The organism is Nonomuraea sp. NPDC050786, assembly GCF_040654115.1.
Taxonomy (GTDB): Bacteria; Actinomycetota; Actinomycetes; order Streptosporangiales; family Streptosporangiaceae; genus Nonomuraea.
This window is the reverse complement of sequence record NZ_JBFAHJ010000004.1, coordinates 62,425-77,260: the sequence shown is the minus strand read 5'-3', so window position 1 is coordinate 77,260 and position 14,836 is coordinate 62,425. Positions and strand designations below refer to the sequence as shown.

Genomic DNA, 14,836 nt, shown 5'->3' with positions numbered 1-14,836 from the left:
GGCCGTCTGGGCGGGAGGGGCTGTACGGCGGGGATGTCGGTGATATGACCGAGGGGGGACGACCGACCTACCCGGAGAAGCCCTTAGTCTGTGGATAGGCCGGGGGTGTCCTCGGCGGGTTGGACTTGCGGTAGGAGCTCACGGTGTTCAATCTCGGGTGGATGGAGATCGGAGCGCTGATCGTCATCGCGCTCCTCGTCTTCGGTCCCGACAAGCTGCCTCAGGCCGCCTCACAGGCAGGCAAGACGCTGCGCAACCTGCGGCGGATGGCCAATAACGCACGTGACGACCTGCGGGCCGGTCTGGGCCCCGAGTTCCAGAACTTCGACCCGGCCGACCTCAACCCGCGCAACTTCGTCCGCAAGCATCTCCTCGACGACCTCGAGGACGACTGGAGCAACAGCAAGTCCCGCGAGCTGGAGCCCGCCACCATGGCGCCGTACCCGCCGGAGCCGGTGGTGGAGCAGCTGGGCTACGGGGAAGTGCCCCCGTACGACTCAGAGGCGACCTGACGCACTCCCCAGCAGCCCTCTATGCCCACCGTGGCCCAAAACCGCCCATATGGCCCTCTGAGGCCCGCACAGCCCTCTGAATGGCGACCCGAGTCGGCCGATTCAGAGGGCCGGAGCCGTTCAGCGGGGGGAGAGGTTGAGGTGGAGGCCCTTGAGGCTGCTGGAGCGCTTGGTCAGGGTGGAGGCGATCTTGCGGAGCTCGGCGGCGGCCGGCGAGTCGGGATCGGTCAGGACCAGGGGCTTGCCTTCGTCGCCGCCCTCGCGGAGGCGGAGGTCGATCGGGACCTGGCCGAGCAGCGGGACGCGTGATCCCAGCGTGCGGGTCAGCGCGTCGGCGACGGTCTGACCGCCGCCCTCGCCGAACACCGCGATGCGCTCGTCACAGTGGGGGCAGGGCAGCCAGGCCATGTTCTCGATGACCCCGGCGATCTGCTGGTGCGTGTGCGCGGCGATCGAGCCTGCCCGCTCGGCCACCTCCGCGGCGGCCATCTGCGGCGTCGTCACGACCAGGATCTCCGCCGTCGGCAGCCGCTGCGCCACCGAGATCGCGATGTCGCCGGTGCCCGGAGGCAGGTCGAGGAGGAGTACGTCGAGGTCGCCCCAGTAGACGTCGGCCAGGAACTGGTGGAGCGCCCGGTCGAGCATCGGCCCGCGCCAGACCACCGGCGTGTTGCCCTCCGGCTTGAACATCCCGACCGAGATGACCTTGATGTCATGGGCCACCGGCGGCATGATCATGTCTTCGACCTTGGTGGGCAGCTCGTCGGCGCCCAGCATGCGCGGCACGCTGTGGCCGTAGATGTCGGCGTCGACGATGCCGACCTTCAGGCCGCCCGCGGCCATCGCGGCGGCCAGGTTGACCGTCACGGACGACTTGCCGACCCCGCCCTTGCCGCTGGCGACCGCGAAGACGCGGGTCAGCGAGCCCGGCTGGTTGAACGGGATCTCCTTCTCCGGCCCGCGGTTGCCCCGCAGCTTGGTCTGGAGGGCCTTGCGCTGCTCGGTGCTCATGACGTCGAGCTCGATCTCGACGCCCGTCACGCCGTCCAGCCTGGCGACGGCGTTCGTGACGTCACGGCGGATCGTGTCCTTCAGCGGACACCCCGACACGGTGAGGAAGACGCCCACGCGCACCACGCCGTCGGGAGCGATATCGATGCTCTTGACCATGTCGAGGTCCGTGATGGGCCGACGGATCTCGGGGTCGATGACGGTGGCGAGGGCGGCCGTCACCTGTTCCTGGGTTAGTGCCATCGAAGTCTCGGCACGAGGGAGTGCCGTCCCTCCTTAGTCGGTATATGTGTAGGCGCGGGACGCCAGTGAGGGTGCCCCTCCATGGTATGAACCGGAGGCCTCGCTGAGTTAATCCGTGCTGTTAGATGTCTGTGCAACAACGTCTTAAGGTTACTCCGTGACTCTTCTGCGCGACGACGGCCTGACCGCCGAGGAGCTGGCGGTCTGGCGGATGCTGCAGCGCGCTCAGGTGCGCATCACCCGCCACCTCGAGGCGGAGTTGCTCGTCGCCCACGACCTGCCGCTGGCCTCGTACGAGGTGCTCATGCAGCTGGCGGAGGCGCCGGCGCGGCGGCTGCGCATGAACGACCTCGCCGACCGCGTGCTGCTCTCCCGCAGCGGCCTGACGAGGCTGATCGACCGGCTGCAGCGCGACGGGCTGGTCTCGCGCGAGGCGTGCGCCGACGACGCCCGCGGGCTGTTCGCCGTGCTGACGGAGCGCGGCGCGGCGCGGCTGGCCGAGGCGACGCCGACCTACCTGCGCGGCATCAGGGCCCACTTCCTCGGCCCGCTGGGTGCCGGCGACATCTCCCGCATCCGCTCGATGGTCGCCAAGCTCGACGTCACCGCCGCTCCTTGAGCTCCTCCAGGAGCCGCCCGAGCTCCGTGCGCAGGTAGTCGCGCGTGGCCACCTCGTTCAGCGCGAGCCGCAGCCCGGCGATCTCCCTGGTCAGGTACTCGATCTCGGCCTGGTTGCGCTCTGCGGCCTCGCGGTCCTGCTCGTACTGGATGCGGTCGCGGTCGCTCTGCCGGTTCTGGGCCAGCAGGATCAGCGGCGCGGCGTAGCTGGCCTGCAGCGACAGCATCAGCGTGAGGAAGATGAACGGATACGGGTCGAACTTGAGGTTCGGCGGCGCGACCACGTTCCAGACCACCCAGAGCCCCACGAACACGGTCATGTAGACGATGAAGCGCGCGGTGCCGAGGAAGCGGGCGATCTGCTCGGAGAGCCGGCCGAACGCCTCAGGGTCGTAGTGCGGCCGCAACGTGCGGCGCAGGGCACGCGGCTGGTCCAGTCGTTCAGTCGTCACTCTCGTCGGCCCTCTCGCGCCAGTCCTCGGGAAGCATGTGGTCGAGCACGTCGTCGACCGTCACCGCGCCGACGAGCCGGCCCAGCTCGTCCACGACGGGGGCGGCGACAAGGTTGTAGTTCGCCAGGTAGTAGGTGACCTCACGGAGCGAGAACTCCGGCCTGATCGGGTCGATCGACGGGTCGATGACGCCGCCGAGCAGGGTGGAGGGCGGCTCGCGCAGCAACCGCTGGAAGTGCGAGACGCCCAGGTACGTGCCCGTGGGCGTCTCCGTGGGCGGCCGGGTCACGTAGACCTGGGCGGCGACGGCGGGTGTCAGGTCCTGCTGCCTGATGTGGGCGAGGGCCTCGGCCACCGTGGCGGTGGGCGGCAGGATCACCGGTTCGCTGGTCATCACGCCGCCCGCGCTGGTCTCCGGATAGGTCAGCAGCCGCCGGACCGGCTCCGCCTCGTCCGGCTCCATCAGGGCCAGCAGCCTGGCCGCCTGCTCCTCCGGCAGGTCGTGCAGCAGGTCGGCGGCGTCGTCGGGCCCCATCTCCTCCAGCACGTCCGCCGCCCGCTCGGGCTCCAGCGTGCCGAGTATGCCGATCTGGTCGTCGGGCGGCAGCTCCTCCAGCACGTCGGCCAGCCGGACGTCGTTCAGGGCGCGGGCGATCTCGATGCGCCGCTTGCTGGGCAGCTCGTGCAGCGCGCTGGCCATGTCGGCGGCGCGCAGCGACTCGAAGGCGGCGATCAGCCCGGCGGCGCCCTGATCCTTCTGCAGCTTGTCGAACCCGGACACCTCCTCCCAGGCGACGATCCTGGGGTCGCGCCGCCTGCCCTTGTAGAGGGCGACCTTGATGATCTCCCAGGTGGACGGCTTGAGCTCCTCCATGGCCACGTCGTAGACGGTCATGGGCTCGCCGTTGACCTCCACGGCCAGGTCCAGCATCTCGCCGACCACCAGGGTCTCGGTGGCGCGCTGCTCGAACCTGCGCATGTTGAGCCGGCCGGTGAAGACCACGGCTCCCGCCTCGATGCGGCGTACCCGCGTGATCGGCAGGAACACCCTGCGGCGCGGCTGCACCTCCACCACCAGGCCGTGCACGATGGGCCGGCGGCCGATGCGCAGGCCGACCACGACGTCCCTGACCCGGCCGATCTGATCTCCAGCGGGGTCGAAGACCGGGGTGCCGGGCAGCCGGGCCACGAAGATCTGCACGGGCTCAGGCTAACAGTGGTCCTCCATTGCGCCCCCGACGCCTCACATGTCAGTATCCAACGTGCTTAACGGTAATTACTGGGCAGGTAGTGAGCTATGAGATATGCCGGGCTGGGGCTCGCGTTCGTGTCCTCGTGGTGTTTCGCGTTCTCGGGTCCGATGGCCAGGTACCTCATCGCGGCCGGGCTGACGCCGATCGAGGCCGTGTGGGCCCGGATGGCGGGCGCGGGGCTGCTGCTGCTCGCCGTCCTGGCCGTGGTGAAGCCGCGGGCCCTGCGCATTCCCCGGTCGAGGTTGCCGTTCTTCGCGCTGTACGCGGTGATGGCGGTGGCGGGGGTGCAGTCGCTGTACTTCGTGGCGATCACCCGGCTGCCGGTGGGGATCGCGCTGCTGCTGGAGTTCATGTCGCCGGTGATGGTGGTGGCCTGGGTGCGGTTCGTACGGAAGGTACGGCTCGCGCGCGCCGCCTACATCGGGGCGGTCGTGGCAGTCGTCGGCCTCGCCATCGTCGTCGAGGCGTGGCAGGGGATGCGGCTGGACGCGCTGGGCCTGCTGCTCGGGCTGCTGGCCGGGGCCTGCTGCGCCGGATATTTCCTGATGAACGATAGCTTCGGCGACGACGTGGACCCGCTCGGCCTGATCGCCTGGGGGATGGCGGGAGCCGCCGTGGTGCTGATCCCGTTCGCCCGGCCGTGGGACATCCCATGGGACGCCTTCACGGCCACCGCCACGCCGGACGGCGGCCGGTCGCTGCCGGTGCTGGGCGCGTACCTGTGGATGGTGGTGGTCGCGACGGTGCTCGCGTACATCCTGGGGGTGAACGCCGTGCGGCGGCTGTCGGCCGCCGTGGGCGCCACGGTCGCGTCCCTGGAGGTGATCGGCGGCGCGGTGCTGGCCTGGGCTCTGGTCGGGGAGACGCTCGGAGTCTTCCAGATCGTCGGGGGCCTGCTCGTGCTCTCCGGCGCGCTGCTCGCCCAGACCGCGACCGGGAGCGCCCAGCCGTCACCGGTGGTGGAGCCAGAAGAGCAGCCCCTCGGGGTCAGCCGCCAGGGGTGAGGCGAAGGACGGTGGAGTCGCGGGCCCAGCGCTCGGTCAGGTGCTCGCTGTCGCGGGCGTTGAGGCGCTCCTTGGCCAGCACCGCCACGGCGTCGGCCGCCGCGGCCTGGTCGACGACCGAGACGGCCGCCTCGAACTCCACCAGCCGCGCGCCGTTGTCCTTGCTGCGCAGCGTGACGTGGACCTGGTCGAGCGCCTCCAGACCGGGCAGCTCCTGCTCCCCGCCACCGGTCACGAGGTAGATCGCCCCGTCGTGCCAGGCGTGCCAGGCCAGGCGGGGACGGTCGAGCGTGAGCCAGAGGATGCCGGACTTCTTGGCGCCCTCCTCTATGGCCGCGGCGTTGTCGGTCACAGCTCGACTGTAGCCCTCCCCACCGCACCTCGGCGCTAGCGTGGGCGCATGCGTTCACGTCGTTCGGTGCTCGCCGTGCCAGGCAGCAACCCCCGCTTCCTCGAGAAGGCCCAGACCCTGCCCGTCGACGAGGTCTTCCTCGACCTGGAGGACTCCGTCGCGCCGATGGCGAAGGAGGAGGCGCGCACGAACATCGTGACCGCGCTGCGCGAGGGCGACTGGACCGGCAAGACGCGGGTGGTCAGGGTCAACGATCTGACGACGCAGTGGACGTACCGGGACGTGATCGAGGTCGTCGAGGGGGCCGGGCAGTTCCTCGACTGCGTGATGCTACCCAAGGTGCAGGACGCCACCCAGGTGGTCTGGCTCGACACGCTGCTCACCCAGATCGAGAAGACGATGGGGTACGAGGTCGGCCGCATCGGCATCGAGGCGCAGATCGAGAACGCCCGCGGCCTGGTGAACGCCGACGCCGTCGCGGGCTCGTCCAGGCGCCTGGAGACCCTGGTGTTCGGCCCGGCCGACTTCATGGCGTCGATCAACATGCGCACGCTCGTCGTCGGCGAGCAGCCGCCCGGCTATGTCGAGGGCGACGCCTACCACTACATCCTCATGCGCCTGCTCATGGCGGCCAGGATGCATGACCTGCAGGTCATCGACGGCCCCTACCTGCAGATCAAGGACGTCGAGGGCTTCAGGCGGGCCGCAAGGAGGTCGGCGGCGCTCGGGTTCGACGGCAAGTGGGTGCTCCATCCCTCCCAGGTGGACGCGGCCAACGAGGTGTTCTCGCCGTCGCAGGAGGACTATGACCACGCCGAGCTCATCCTGGAGGCGTACGAGCACTACACCACGGTCGAGAAGCGCGGCGCGGTCATGCTGGGCGACGAGATGATCGACGAGGCCTCGCGCAAGATGGCGCTCGTCGTGGCGGCCAAGGGGCGGGCCGCCGGGCTGAGGCGGACGAAGAGCTTCACACCTTGAGCCCGATGGCGGTGAAGAACCAGAACGACGACGTCAGCCAGATCCCGACCAGCGCGGTGAACGCCAGCCCGCCGAGCACCGGCAGCGTCCAGCCGGGCGCGTCGCGCTTGGGCAGCGCCAGCATCTTCGCGGTGAACACGCCGTAGAAGAAGCAGCCGAGCAACGAGTGTGCGAGCACCCGCGGCACGTCGTACTGCAGGCCCAGGGCGTAGAGGCAGTGGAAGGCGACGGGGATCGTGAGCAGGAACGCCAGCCGCCCCGACCAGCGGTGCACGGCGGGCGGGATGCTGATCCCGAGCCTGCCCCACATCGACAGGGCCGAGACGACCTGCACGATCGCCAGGACGAACGCGCCCGTCGTCAGCCACGCCTTCATCGGCAGCGCGGCGGAGAACCCGGCCACGCCCACGGCGAACCCGGTGGGCGTGTGCACCCGCCCGTAGACGCCGAGCGCGAGTGCCGCGAGGCCGCCGGCCAGCAGCGGCACGAGGAGCGGGGTCAGGCTGCGCGACGGCTGGGGTACGGCGGTCATGGCATCTCCTCGATGAAGCCGTCCACGTCCTTCGGGTAGACCGTGGTGCTGTCGACTGTCACGGGCGCCGTGGGCCGCTCGCCCCGCAACTGCGGGATCGGCACCTGCGTGTCGCCCTCGAACGCGGCGCCGACCTGGGTGAAGCCGCCCTTCGGGCTTTTCAGCACGATCCAGCCGGCCCTCAGCTTGGCGCCCCTGACGAGCGCGGTGGCCCGGTACAGGCCCGACGGCTTGACCACCGTGGGCGCGACGAAGCTCCACTTGTGATCACCGACCGCGACCCAGCCCTTGGCCCGGCCGCCGCCCAGAGCGGCGGTGACCCTGGCGCCGCCGAACCCGGTCAGCCGCAGCTCGCCGTCCGACTCGGTGCCCTTGAACCAGGCCTCGGCCTTGCCGTCGCAGAAGTAGCCGATGGCCTTGCCGTCTCTGACCGAGAGCGCGATGAGGCCGCCGTTGCCCTTGACGTAGCCTCCGTAGTCCGCCTTGGGGATCTTCTTCGGCGCCGGTTGCTCCGCGGTTGGTGCGGCGGTCGGTGTCTCCGTCGTGCTCTCGCCGGTGGCTTCCGCAGCGGGTGGTGCCTCCGCGGCGGTGTTGGCGGCCTCGTTTCCGGCCGCCGGTGTCGCGATGACGCTGGCGACACCCAGCCCCACGGCGAGCACTGCCCCCGCCGTGAGGGTGATGACAGGTCCCAGCCTTGACATGGACTGCTCCCAGGGTCGAAATGCCGTACGACTCCGAGCATCCGCCTAAATCAGAGGACCGTCTGTGAACTATTGCGCATCAGGCGGACAGAATGGATGGGTGCAGGAGAATTTCCCGGGGCAGCAGCCTCCGTACGGCCATGGCCCTCAGTCGCCGGTCCACTCGTACGAGCCGCCGCCACCGCCGCCGTCCTGGTTCCTGCCGACACCTCGAGGGGTCCGTTACGACCACCTCGCCAGGACCGCCGCCGCGCAGCCCTGGCGGGCGATCGGGGGCACGCTGATCATCGCCGCGGGATACCTCCTGCTCAGCGTGGTGATGCTCGGGATCGGCTGGGCGGTGTCGACGTTCCTGCGCGTCCCGGCGCCGCTCCACGCCGAGGGCGCGCTGTTCGGCGACCCGGTGCTCTCGCTGGCCGTGCTGCTGATGTCGCTGGCGCCCGTCATCCTGCTCGTGCAGGGCACGGCGGCGCTCGTCCAGCGCAGGCGCCCGGGAACGCTCTCGTCCGTGGCCGGGCGGCTGCGCTGGTCCTGGCTGCTGAGCTGCCTCGGGCTGGCCCTGCTGGCGCTGGTGCTCGGGCAGAGCACGCAGGCTCTCGTGCTGACGCTGTCCGGCGAGGACGCCGATCTGTTCGGCTGGGCGGGGTGGTCCGGCTTCCTGCCCGCGCTCGTCGTGATCGTCCTGCTGGTGCCGTTCCAGGCGGCCGCGGAGGAGTACTTCTTCCGCGGGTGGTTCGTGCAGGCGATGGGCGTGCACGTGCGTAATCCGGTCTGGTCCATCCTGCTCGGCTCGGCGCTGTTCATGTCGTTGCACGGGTACTCGTGGGCCGGGCTGGTCGACGTGTTCGGGTTCGGGGCTGTCATGGGCCTGCTGACGGTGCGGACCGGCGGGCTGGAGGCGGGGATCGCGCTGCACGTCCTGAACAACCTGCTGGCCTTCGGCCTCGCCGCCGCCGCGGGGAAGCTGCAGGACGCGCTGAGCCAGGGGGCGATGCCGGTTCCCTGGGAGGCGCTGTCGGGAACGGTGGTGCAGCTCGGGGTGTATGCGTTTGGTGTGTTGTATATAGCCAAGAAGCGGTCAATTGCCAACGTTTCCGGATGAATCGGGTGTGAGGTGCCGGGAATCTCGCTAGAGAGGTCTCGCTATTCCGGCTGAGTCATGCTGGTCTGGTTCCTGTGGAACGGGACAGCGTCCTGATTCCACCCGTACGACGAGTTCGACCAATAGTTCGACCAACAGGAGGTACGGCGCGTGGCCTCCGGCCCCAGCGAACCGCCTCGGCGACCGCCGGGTGACGACGACCCGCGTCCTGAGGGCGCGTCTGAACCGCACACCTCGGAAGAGCCGAGGATCCGCCATTCACCCCCGGGTCCCACCGACGATCGGGCGCGCGGCTTACCGCTGACCTCGCCCTGGGGCATGCCGCCCTTCGCCGCCCCCGTCCCGGAGGACGAGCCGCAGGAGCCGCCCAAGGGGCGCCGGCCGTACAGCTCTCCGACGGCGGAGCCCGAGGCCGAGCCGCGCCGCCGCACCCGGCGCGTGGTCAACCGGCCGGACAAGCTCGTGGCCGGCGCGCCCGTCCATCCGCCACAGGAGACGGCCCGTCGCGACGAGCCGCACGTGGACGCCGCGCCGCCAACCGAGCCCGAGCCCGAGCCCGCGTCCTCATCTGAGGCTGGGGAACGGGAGACCGCCGCGCCTCGGAGCGAGCCTCCGTACCGGCTGGTGTATCCGGTGGAGCGGACGGCTCCGGAGCAGGACGAGGAGCCGTCCGGGGCCGAGCGGCGGCACAGAGATGACGGTGAGCTCGAGCGGCGGCATGACGAGGGCGGTGAGCTCGAGCGGCGGCATGACGAGGACGGTGAGCTCGAGCGGCGGCACGACGAGGGCGGCGAGCTCGAGCGGCGGCACGGAGAGTACAGCGAGTTCGAGGACGGCGAGCCCGAGGTGCGGCGGGTCGGGCGGCCCCCGGCCGGGCGGCCCGCGCGGCCCGACCTTCTCGTCGCCACCGGCCCGCCCCGCCCGCAGGGCTCGAGCGGCAGGCACCACAGAGGCCCGGCCCCGGCCGCCGTACGCAGGTCCAGCCCCGTACGCCACCGCAGCAGGGCCGTCCCCGTCGTCCTCACGCTGGCCGTGGCGGTCCTGGTGGCCGCGGGCGTGCTCGTGTGGCAGTGGACCACGGACGAGGCCCCCGGCCTGCGCCTGGAGGCGGGCACCGGGCGGTCCGGAGACGACCTGTTCACCGTTCCCGCGGCCGGCGACGGCGTCAACCAGAAGCTCAACGACATGACCTCCGTCGGCCGGGCGGTGGTGGCGGTCGGCAGCGACACGACGAACCCGACACCGCGCCCGCTCTTCCTGTTCTCCCCGGACGGCGGTAAGAACTGGCAGCTCGGCCAGGTCAACGGCGCCTCCACCCCCACGGTCCAGCGGGTCGTCGGCGGCAACGGGCGCTGGCTGGCCGCCGGTGGGGACGGCGGCTCCGAGCGCGGCCTGTGGACCAGCACCGACGGGTTCAGCTGGACGGCCGTGGAGGCGTCCGGGCTGGCCGCGTTCAGGGCCGGTGACCAGATCAACGACATCGCCAGGACGGCGTCCGGTTTCGTGGCGGTGGGACGTACGACAGGGGACGACGGCGGGACGGGCCCGGCGGCCTGGCGCTCCGCCGACGGCAGGACCTGGGAGCGGGTCGAGACCAGGGAGCTGGAGGTACGCGAGATCAAGGCGGTCGTCGCCAAGGGCGACACCGTCGTGGCCATCGGAGCCCCCGCGGTCGGCGAGGGATCGCGGGTGCTCCGTTCGGCAGACGGCGGACGCGACTGGCAGGCGACCGACTTCCTGCTCCTCGAGGCGATGCCGCGTACCGGGACGGTGGCCGTGCTGCCCAAGGGCTTCGTGCTGGCGCCGTGGCGGACGCGCACGCCCGCGGGCGACGTACGTGTCTACTGCTCCCCGACCGGGGCGCAGTGGTCGCAGTGCGGCTCCATGGCCGGCCTGAGCGGCGAGAGCCCCGGCGTCGAGACGTTGATCTCCTACCCGTCGGGCGTCGCGGCCGTCTCGCAGGCGAGCCTCGGCCGCTACTCCGTGCAGACCAGCGCCGACGGGCGCCAGTGGGCCAAGCGGACCGACCTCGGCGACCTGCCGGGTGCGACGCTGCGCGGGTTCACGATCTCCGACGGCGGCACCCTGTTCGCGGGCGGCGACCAGGCGGCCTCCGACGTCGACAACCAGCTCGTGCTCGTGGCCTCGCCCCCGCGCGGCAACGCCTCGCGCGTGCAGCTCGGCCAGGTGGAGGGCCTGACCAGGATCGCGCGCGAGACTACCGCGCTGGCCAGTTACGCCGGCAGGTACGTCGCCGTCGGCTCGGCCTCGGGCGACGCCGGCCTGTGGACGATCAGGGACTGGCGGAGCTGGAAGTCCATGAGCCTCGGCGGCCCCGGCAGGCAGTCGCTGGAGGACGTGGCACACGGCAGCCGCGGCTGGCTCGCCGTCGGCTCCACCGAGACGAACGTCTCCGTCACCGACCCCCTCCTCGTCGCCTCCGACGACGGCGAGAGCTGGCGGCGAGTGAACGTCACCGGCGATCTGGCCCGCAACCCGAACGATCCCTACCTGGAGACCCACGTGGTGACGGCGGGGAAGAAGGGGTACGTGCTGGCGGGCGAGTCCAGCGACCAGGCGGGCGCCACGCGCGCCGCCCTGTGGTTCACGCCTGACCTGCGGAAGTTCACCAGGTCGAAGAAGCTGCCGCAGGGCGGCTCCGGGGTGCGGATCCACGACGCCGTCGCCACCGGGGACGGCTACGTGGCGGTGGGCGGCTCGGGCGGCGCCGACCAGGAGAGCAGCGTGGTCTGGTACTCCCCGGACGGCGTGAACTGGAGCTCGCGCAAGCGCGTGACGCCACCGGACGCCACCGCGGCCGGACTCCGACGGATCACGACTTATCAGGACAAGCTGGTGGCCATCGGCACGGCCGTGACGGGCGGCTCCCGCCGCGCGTTCGCGGCCGTCTCGGACGACGACGGCGCGAGCTGGCAGACGGCCTGGCTGCCCGCGGATCAGGCGGCGGCGGTGTACGACCTGGCCGCGGCCGATGAGGGCCTGGTGGCGGTGGGCTGGCACGGCGTGCCCGGCGAAGGCGACAGCGCCGCCTGGACCTCGCAGGACGGGCTGTCGTGGAACCGCATGGCGCTGACGAAGGACCGGCTGGCCGGGCAGGGGGCGCAGTGGCTCTCGGCCGTGGCGGTGTCGGGGTCGGAGGTGGTGGCGCTCGGCCGGTCCACGACGTACAACGCCGATCACCTGATCCTGTGGACCTCCAGCCTCACCTCGAACAGATAGTCAGCGGGGGAGCACGCCCCAGCCGGTCAGCGACTCGAGGAGCCCTTCGGAGAGCGGCAGCCGTACCAGCTCCTCCATGTCGCACCAGCGCACGTCGGCGGCGTCGTCACCGGCGGCCGGGACCCCTCCCGTCACGCTGGCGAGGTAGTCGCGGATCACGTACGTGGCCCCGCCGAGGCCGGGACGGTCCACCGTGCCGGCCAGGCGGCCCACGTCCACCCGCAGCCCGGTCTCCTCCAGGACCTCGCGCCGCAGGCCGTCGGCGTCGCTCTCGCCGGGCTCCAGCCGGCCGCCGGGAATGGACCACAGGCCCATGCCGGGCGGCCGCCCTCGTTTGACGAGAAGCAGCCGGTCAGAAGCATCGAAAATAATCGCGCCGACACAATTTACGCGCACATGACCAAGATTACGACGAGACAACGAGAAGCGCCCTTGACGGGCCGGTGCCGGAGAAAGCACCGTGGGTAGTTGTGAGAGCGGCTCCAACCTGTCCACGGTGTTTTGGCCCGCTTCACGGGCCGAGTGCGTGGTCGAGCGCGTTTCGATGCGACACGCACGGCGATGTCCTGCCGTATCAGCCTCCTTGGCCGCCGACCAGTACGGCGCTGGAGGCCATACGCAAGAGCGCGGTGGTGCCCGTGTGGCTGCCCTGGCCACTGCCCGCCGGCTGGCTGGTGACCGGGTTCGGCGAGGTGGGCGACCAGCGCACCGGTGCCCGCGCCAGCGTGGTGGCGCTGACGGGGCCCTCGCTCATGGAAGGACCCGCCGATCTCCTCGTCATCGCGGAGGAGCCGGGCGTCGGGCTCGGCGCGGCGTTCGCGGGACTCGACGGCCCCGACCCCGGCGAGGGGTTCGACTCGGGTCCGCCGAACGCCAAGATCGACGTACTCGGGCATCCCACCGCGCTCTGGTGCGTGGGCGGCGCCGATGACCGGGCCGTCTACGCGGGAGAGGCGATGGGCAACTGGCTGTGGGCCATCGCCTGGCCCGCCGACGCCGGCTGCATGATCGCGCTCGCCGAGCTGTCCCTGCTCGACGTACGGGATCACGACCTGGATGTCCCCTTTGGCGCGTTCTCGCCGCGACTCGAGGACTGAGCTCGATTCGCGCTCTGAGGCAGACGGACTAAAGTTCGGAAGCGTGACAGCGCGTATCGAGCGAGTGGTGACCGAGGGCGTCGTCGAAATAGACGGCACCGAGCACAAGGTCGAGAACAACACCTGGATCGTCGGCGACGACGACGAAGTGATCGTTGTCGACGCGGCGCGTGACGCCGAGAAGATCCTGGAGCAGGTGGGCGAGCGTGAAGTGCTCGCCGTCATCTGCACGGCGGGCCTGCCCGACCACGTCTCCGCCGCCATCGAGGTGGCCAGCAGAGACGAGGCCGTGGTCGCCCTGCACCCCAAGGACAAGCCCCTGTGGCGGGAGACCTGGCGCGAGACCTGGCCCGACATCGACATGGAGGACGACGGCGTCTTCGAGGTCGCCGACGTCCAGCTCGATGTCCTGGAGACGCCCGGCGTCACGCCCGGCGGCGTCTCGCTCTACTGCGAGGCGCTCGGGGCCGTGTTCACCGGCAAGGCCCTGCAGGCCGACGGCCCCGGCAAGCTGGGCGGCGAATACCCCGCCCTGGCCGACCAGCTCACCTCGATCGGCGGGCGGCTGTTCACGCTGCCCGGCGACACGCGGGTGCTGGCCGCCCACGGCGACGAGGTCACGATCGGCGACCTGGAGCCGCACTTCGACGACTGGGTGTCGGGCTCGCTGACCCGCGACGCCTCCTCGGGCGACGAGGACGGCCCGCTCAGCGACGGCACCAGGATCTCCGGGATCAAGCTCAACCCGGACGACAATTAGGGTGCAGCAGCTTCCGCTCGAAGGGATGCCGCGGCGGCTCTATTCGTGCACGCCGTCGCGGTTGAACGCCTGGCTCGACTGCCGGCGCCGCTACCGGTTCAGCTATCTGGACCGGCCGCAGCCATCCAAGGGGCCGGCGTGGGCGCACAACAGCGTCGGCGCGAGCGTGCACAACGCCCTGGCGGGGTGGTGGCGGGAGCCGTACGAGCGCCGGACCCCGCTGACGGCCGCCATCCTGCTCACCAACGGGTGGATCACGGAGGGCTTCAGGGACGCCGAGCAGTCGGGGCACTGGCTTGGCCGGGCACGCGACCTCGTGTCCGGATATGTCGCGACATTAGACCCCGCTGACGACCCGGTGGGCGTCGAGCGCACGGTCGCCACCCGTACCAAGGTCATCGCCGTCTCCGGCCGCATCGACCGCCTCGACCGGCGCGGGGACGAGCTGGTCGTGGTCGACTACAAGACCGGACGCCGCCCGCTCACCCAGGACGACGCCCGTTCGTCGCTCGCCCTGGCCGTGTACGCGGCCGCCGCCTCCACGATGATGCGCACGCCCTGCCGTACGGTCGAGCTCCACCACCTGCCCACCGGCGAGATCCTGGAGTGGCGGCACACCGAGGAGTCCCTCGCCCGCCATCTGAGGCGTGCGGAGGAGCTCGCGACCGAGGCGTCGGAGGCCGACGAACGCTACCGCGCCCTCATCGGCCCGCCTGCCAAGGGAGGCGCCGGCTCCCGCTCGGGGCCAGGCGCCTCCGCGCCGGGGGAGCGGCCGCTCGTCAGGCCCGCTGCGGTGCCGGACGAGATCGACGAGCTGTTCGCGCCCAATCCGGGGCCGATCTGCTCCTGGTGCGACTTCCGCCGCCACTGCCCCGAGGGCCAGGCCGTGGCCCCAGACCGCCGCCCATGGGACGGCCTCGCCGACTGACGCACCCCCAAGGCCCGCCCCACCGGCGGGCCTTGGCGCGTAGCGGCCTC

At 71.1% G+C, this 14,836-nt stretch carries 16 protein-coding genes; 9 read left to right on the top strand and 7 right to left on the bottom strand.

Features of this window, described 5'->3' with window-relative positions:
- Positions 1-143 precede the first annotated feature (143 nt).
- A complete protein-coding gene (locus tag AB0H84_RS10315; RefSeq protein WP_357601187.1) occupies positions 144-512 on the top strand; it encodes a sec-independent translocase in 369 nt (122 codons plus the stop codon).
- Between the two features lie 120 nt (positions 513-632).
- Here the strand turns inward: AB0H84_RS10315 and AB0H84_RS10310 are convergent, their stop codons facing one another.
- Positions 633-1,766 (bottom strand): Mrp/NBP35 family ATP-binding protein, encoded by a 1,134-nt coding sequence (locus tag AB0H84_RS10310; RefSeq protein WP_357601184.1) that lies wholly within the window; start codon positions 1,764-1,766, stop codon positions 633-635.
- Between the two features lie 157 nt (positions 1,767-1,923).
- Between AB0H84_RS10310 and AB0H84_RS10305 the strand changes: the two genes are divergently transcribed.
- On the top strand, positions 1,924-2,385 hold the full coding sequence (locus AB0H84_RS10305; RefSeq protein ID WP_357601181.1) for a MarR family transcriptional regulator: 462 nt from the start codon (positions 1,924-1,926) through the stop codon (positions 2,383-2,385).
- Here AB0H84_RS10305 and AB0H84_RS10300 read toward each other — a convergent pair.
- Positions 2,369-2,836 carry a DUF1003 domain-containing protein gene (locus AB0H84_RS10300; RefSeq protein WP_357601178.1) on the bottom strand — a complete coding sequence of 156 codons (468 nt, stop codon included), beginning with the start codon at positions 2,834-2,836 and terminating at the stop codon, positions 2,369-2,371. The genes AB0H84_RS10305 and AB0H84_RS10300 overlap by 17 nt on opposite strands.
- Positions 2,826-4,037 carry a CBS domain-containing protein gene (locus AB0H84_RS10295; RefSeq protein ID WP_357601175.1) on the bottom strand — a complete coding sequence of 404 codons (1,212 nt, stop codon included), beginning with the start codon at positions 4,035-4,037 and terminating at the stop codon, positions 2,826-2,828. The genes AB0H84_RS10300 and AB0H84_RS10295 overlap by 11 nt, the downstream gene beginning before the upstream one ends.
- Positions 4,038-4,133: 96 nt before the next feature.
- On the opposite strand from AB0H84_RS10295, the gene AB0H84_RS10290 reads away from it, so the two are divergent.
- Positions 4,134-5,093, top strand: a complete 960-nt coding sequence (locus AB0H84_RS10290) for an EamA family transporter (protein ID WP_357601172.1) — start codon at positions 4,134-4,136, stop codon at positions 5,091-5,093.
- Here the strand turns inward: AB0H84_RS10290 and AB0H84_RS10285 are convergent.
- A complete protein-coding gene (locus tag AB0H84_RS10285; RefSeq protein ID WP_357601170.1) occupies positions 5,077-5,445 on the bottom strand; it encodes a hypothetical protein in 369 nt (122 codons plus the stop codon). The two genes, AB0H84_RS10290 and AB0H84_RS10285, sit on opposite strands and share 17 nt — an antisense overlap.
- Before the next feature lie 48 nt (positions 5,446-5,493).
- On the opposite strand from AB0H84_RS10285, the gene AB0H84_RS10280 reads away from it, so the two are divergent.
- Positions 5,494-6,426, top strand: coding sequence for a CoA ester lyase (locus tag AB0H84_RS10280; RefSeq protein ID WP_357601167.1), 933 nt, complete (start codon positions 5,494-5,496; stop codon positions 6,424-6,426).
- Here the strand turns inward: AB0H84_RS10280 and AB0H84_RS10275 are convergent.
- Together AB0H84_RS10275 and AB0H84_RS10270 are read right to left on the bottom strand one after the other, a co-directional pair.
- The gene (locus AB0H84_RS10275; protein WP_357601164.1) at positions 6,416-6,958 is read right to left on the bottom strand and encodes a DUF6529 family protein; all 543 of its coding nucleotides are present in this window, start codon (positions 6,956-6,958) and stop codon (positions 6,416-6,418) included. The genes AB0H84_RS10280 and AB0H84_RS10275 overlap by 11 nt on opposite strands.
- The gene (locus AB0H84_RS10270) at positions 6,955-7,659 is read right to left on the bottom strand and encodes a hypothetical protein (protein ID WP_357601161.1); all 705 of its coding nucleotides are present in this window, start codon (positions 7,657-7,659) and stop codon (positions 6,955-6,957) included. Before AB0H84_RS10270 ends, AB0H84_RS10275 begins: the two co-directional genes overlap by 4 nt.
- 100 nt (positions 7,660-7,759) lie before the next feature.
- Between AB0H84_RS10270 and AB0H84_RS10265 the strand changes: the two genes are divergently transcribed.
- Both AB0H84_RS10265 and AB0H84_RS10260 read left to right on the top strand, forming a co-directional pair.
- Positions 7,760-8,761, top strand: coding sequence for a CPBP family intramembrane glutamic endopeptidase (locus AB0H84_RS10265; RefSeq protein WP_357601158.1), 1,002 nt, complete (start codon positions 7,760-7,762; stop codon positions 8,759-8,761).
- 318 nt (positions 8,762-9,079) lie between these two features.
- Entirely contained in the window at positions 9,080-12,001 is a 2,922-nt protein-coding gene (locus AB0H84_RS10260) for a hypothetical protein (protein WP_357601156.1), read from the top strand.
- On the opposite strand, the gene AB0H84_RS10255 is transcribed toward AB0H84_RS10260, so the two are convergent.
- The gene (locus tag AB0H84_RS10255) at positions 12,002-12,397 is read right to left on the bottom strand and encodes an NUDIX hydrolase (protein WP_357601153.1); all 396 of its coding nucleotides are present in this window, start codon (positions 12,395-12,397) and stop codon (positions 12,002-12,004) included. It lies immediately after the preceding gene.
- Between the two features lie 47 nt (positions 12,398-12,444).
- Here AB0H84_RS10255 and AB0H84_RS10250 point away from each other — a divergent pair, with 47 nt between their 5' ends.
- The 3 genes from AB0H84_RS10250 to AB0H84_RS10240 are packed head-to-tail and all read left to right on the top strand — an operon-like array spanning position 12,445 to position 14,786.
- Positions 12,445-13,098, top strand: a complete 654-nt coding sequence (locus AB0H84_RS10250; RefSeq protein WP_357601150.1) for a DUF6758 family protein — start codon at positions 12,445-12,447, stop codon at positions 13,096-13,098.
- A 43-nt stretch (positions 13,099-13,141) separates the two neighbouring features.
- On the top strand, positions 13,142-13,858 hold the full coding sequence (locus tag AB0H84_RS10245) for an MBL fold metallo-hydrolase (protein WP_357601147.1): 717 nt from the start codon (positions 13,142-13,144) through the stop codon (positions 13,856-13,858).
- A 1-nt stretch (position 13,859) separates the two neighbouring features.
- Positions 13,860-14,786 carry a PD-(D/E)XK nuclease family protein gene (locus tag AB0H84_RS10240; protein WP_357601144.1) on the top strand — a complete coding sequence of 309 codons (927 nt, stop codon included), beginning with the start codon at positions 13,860-13,862 and terminating at the stop codon, positions 14,784-14,786.
- Positions 14,787-14,836 lie beyond the last annotated feature (50 nt).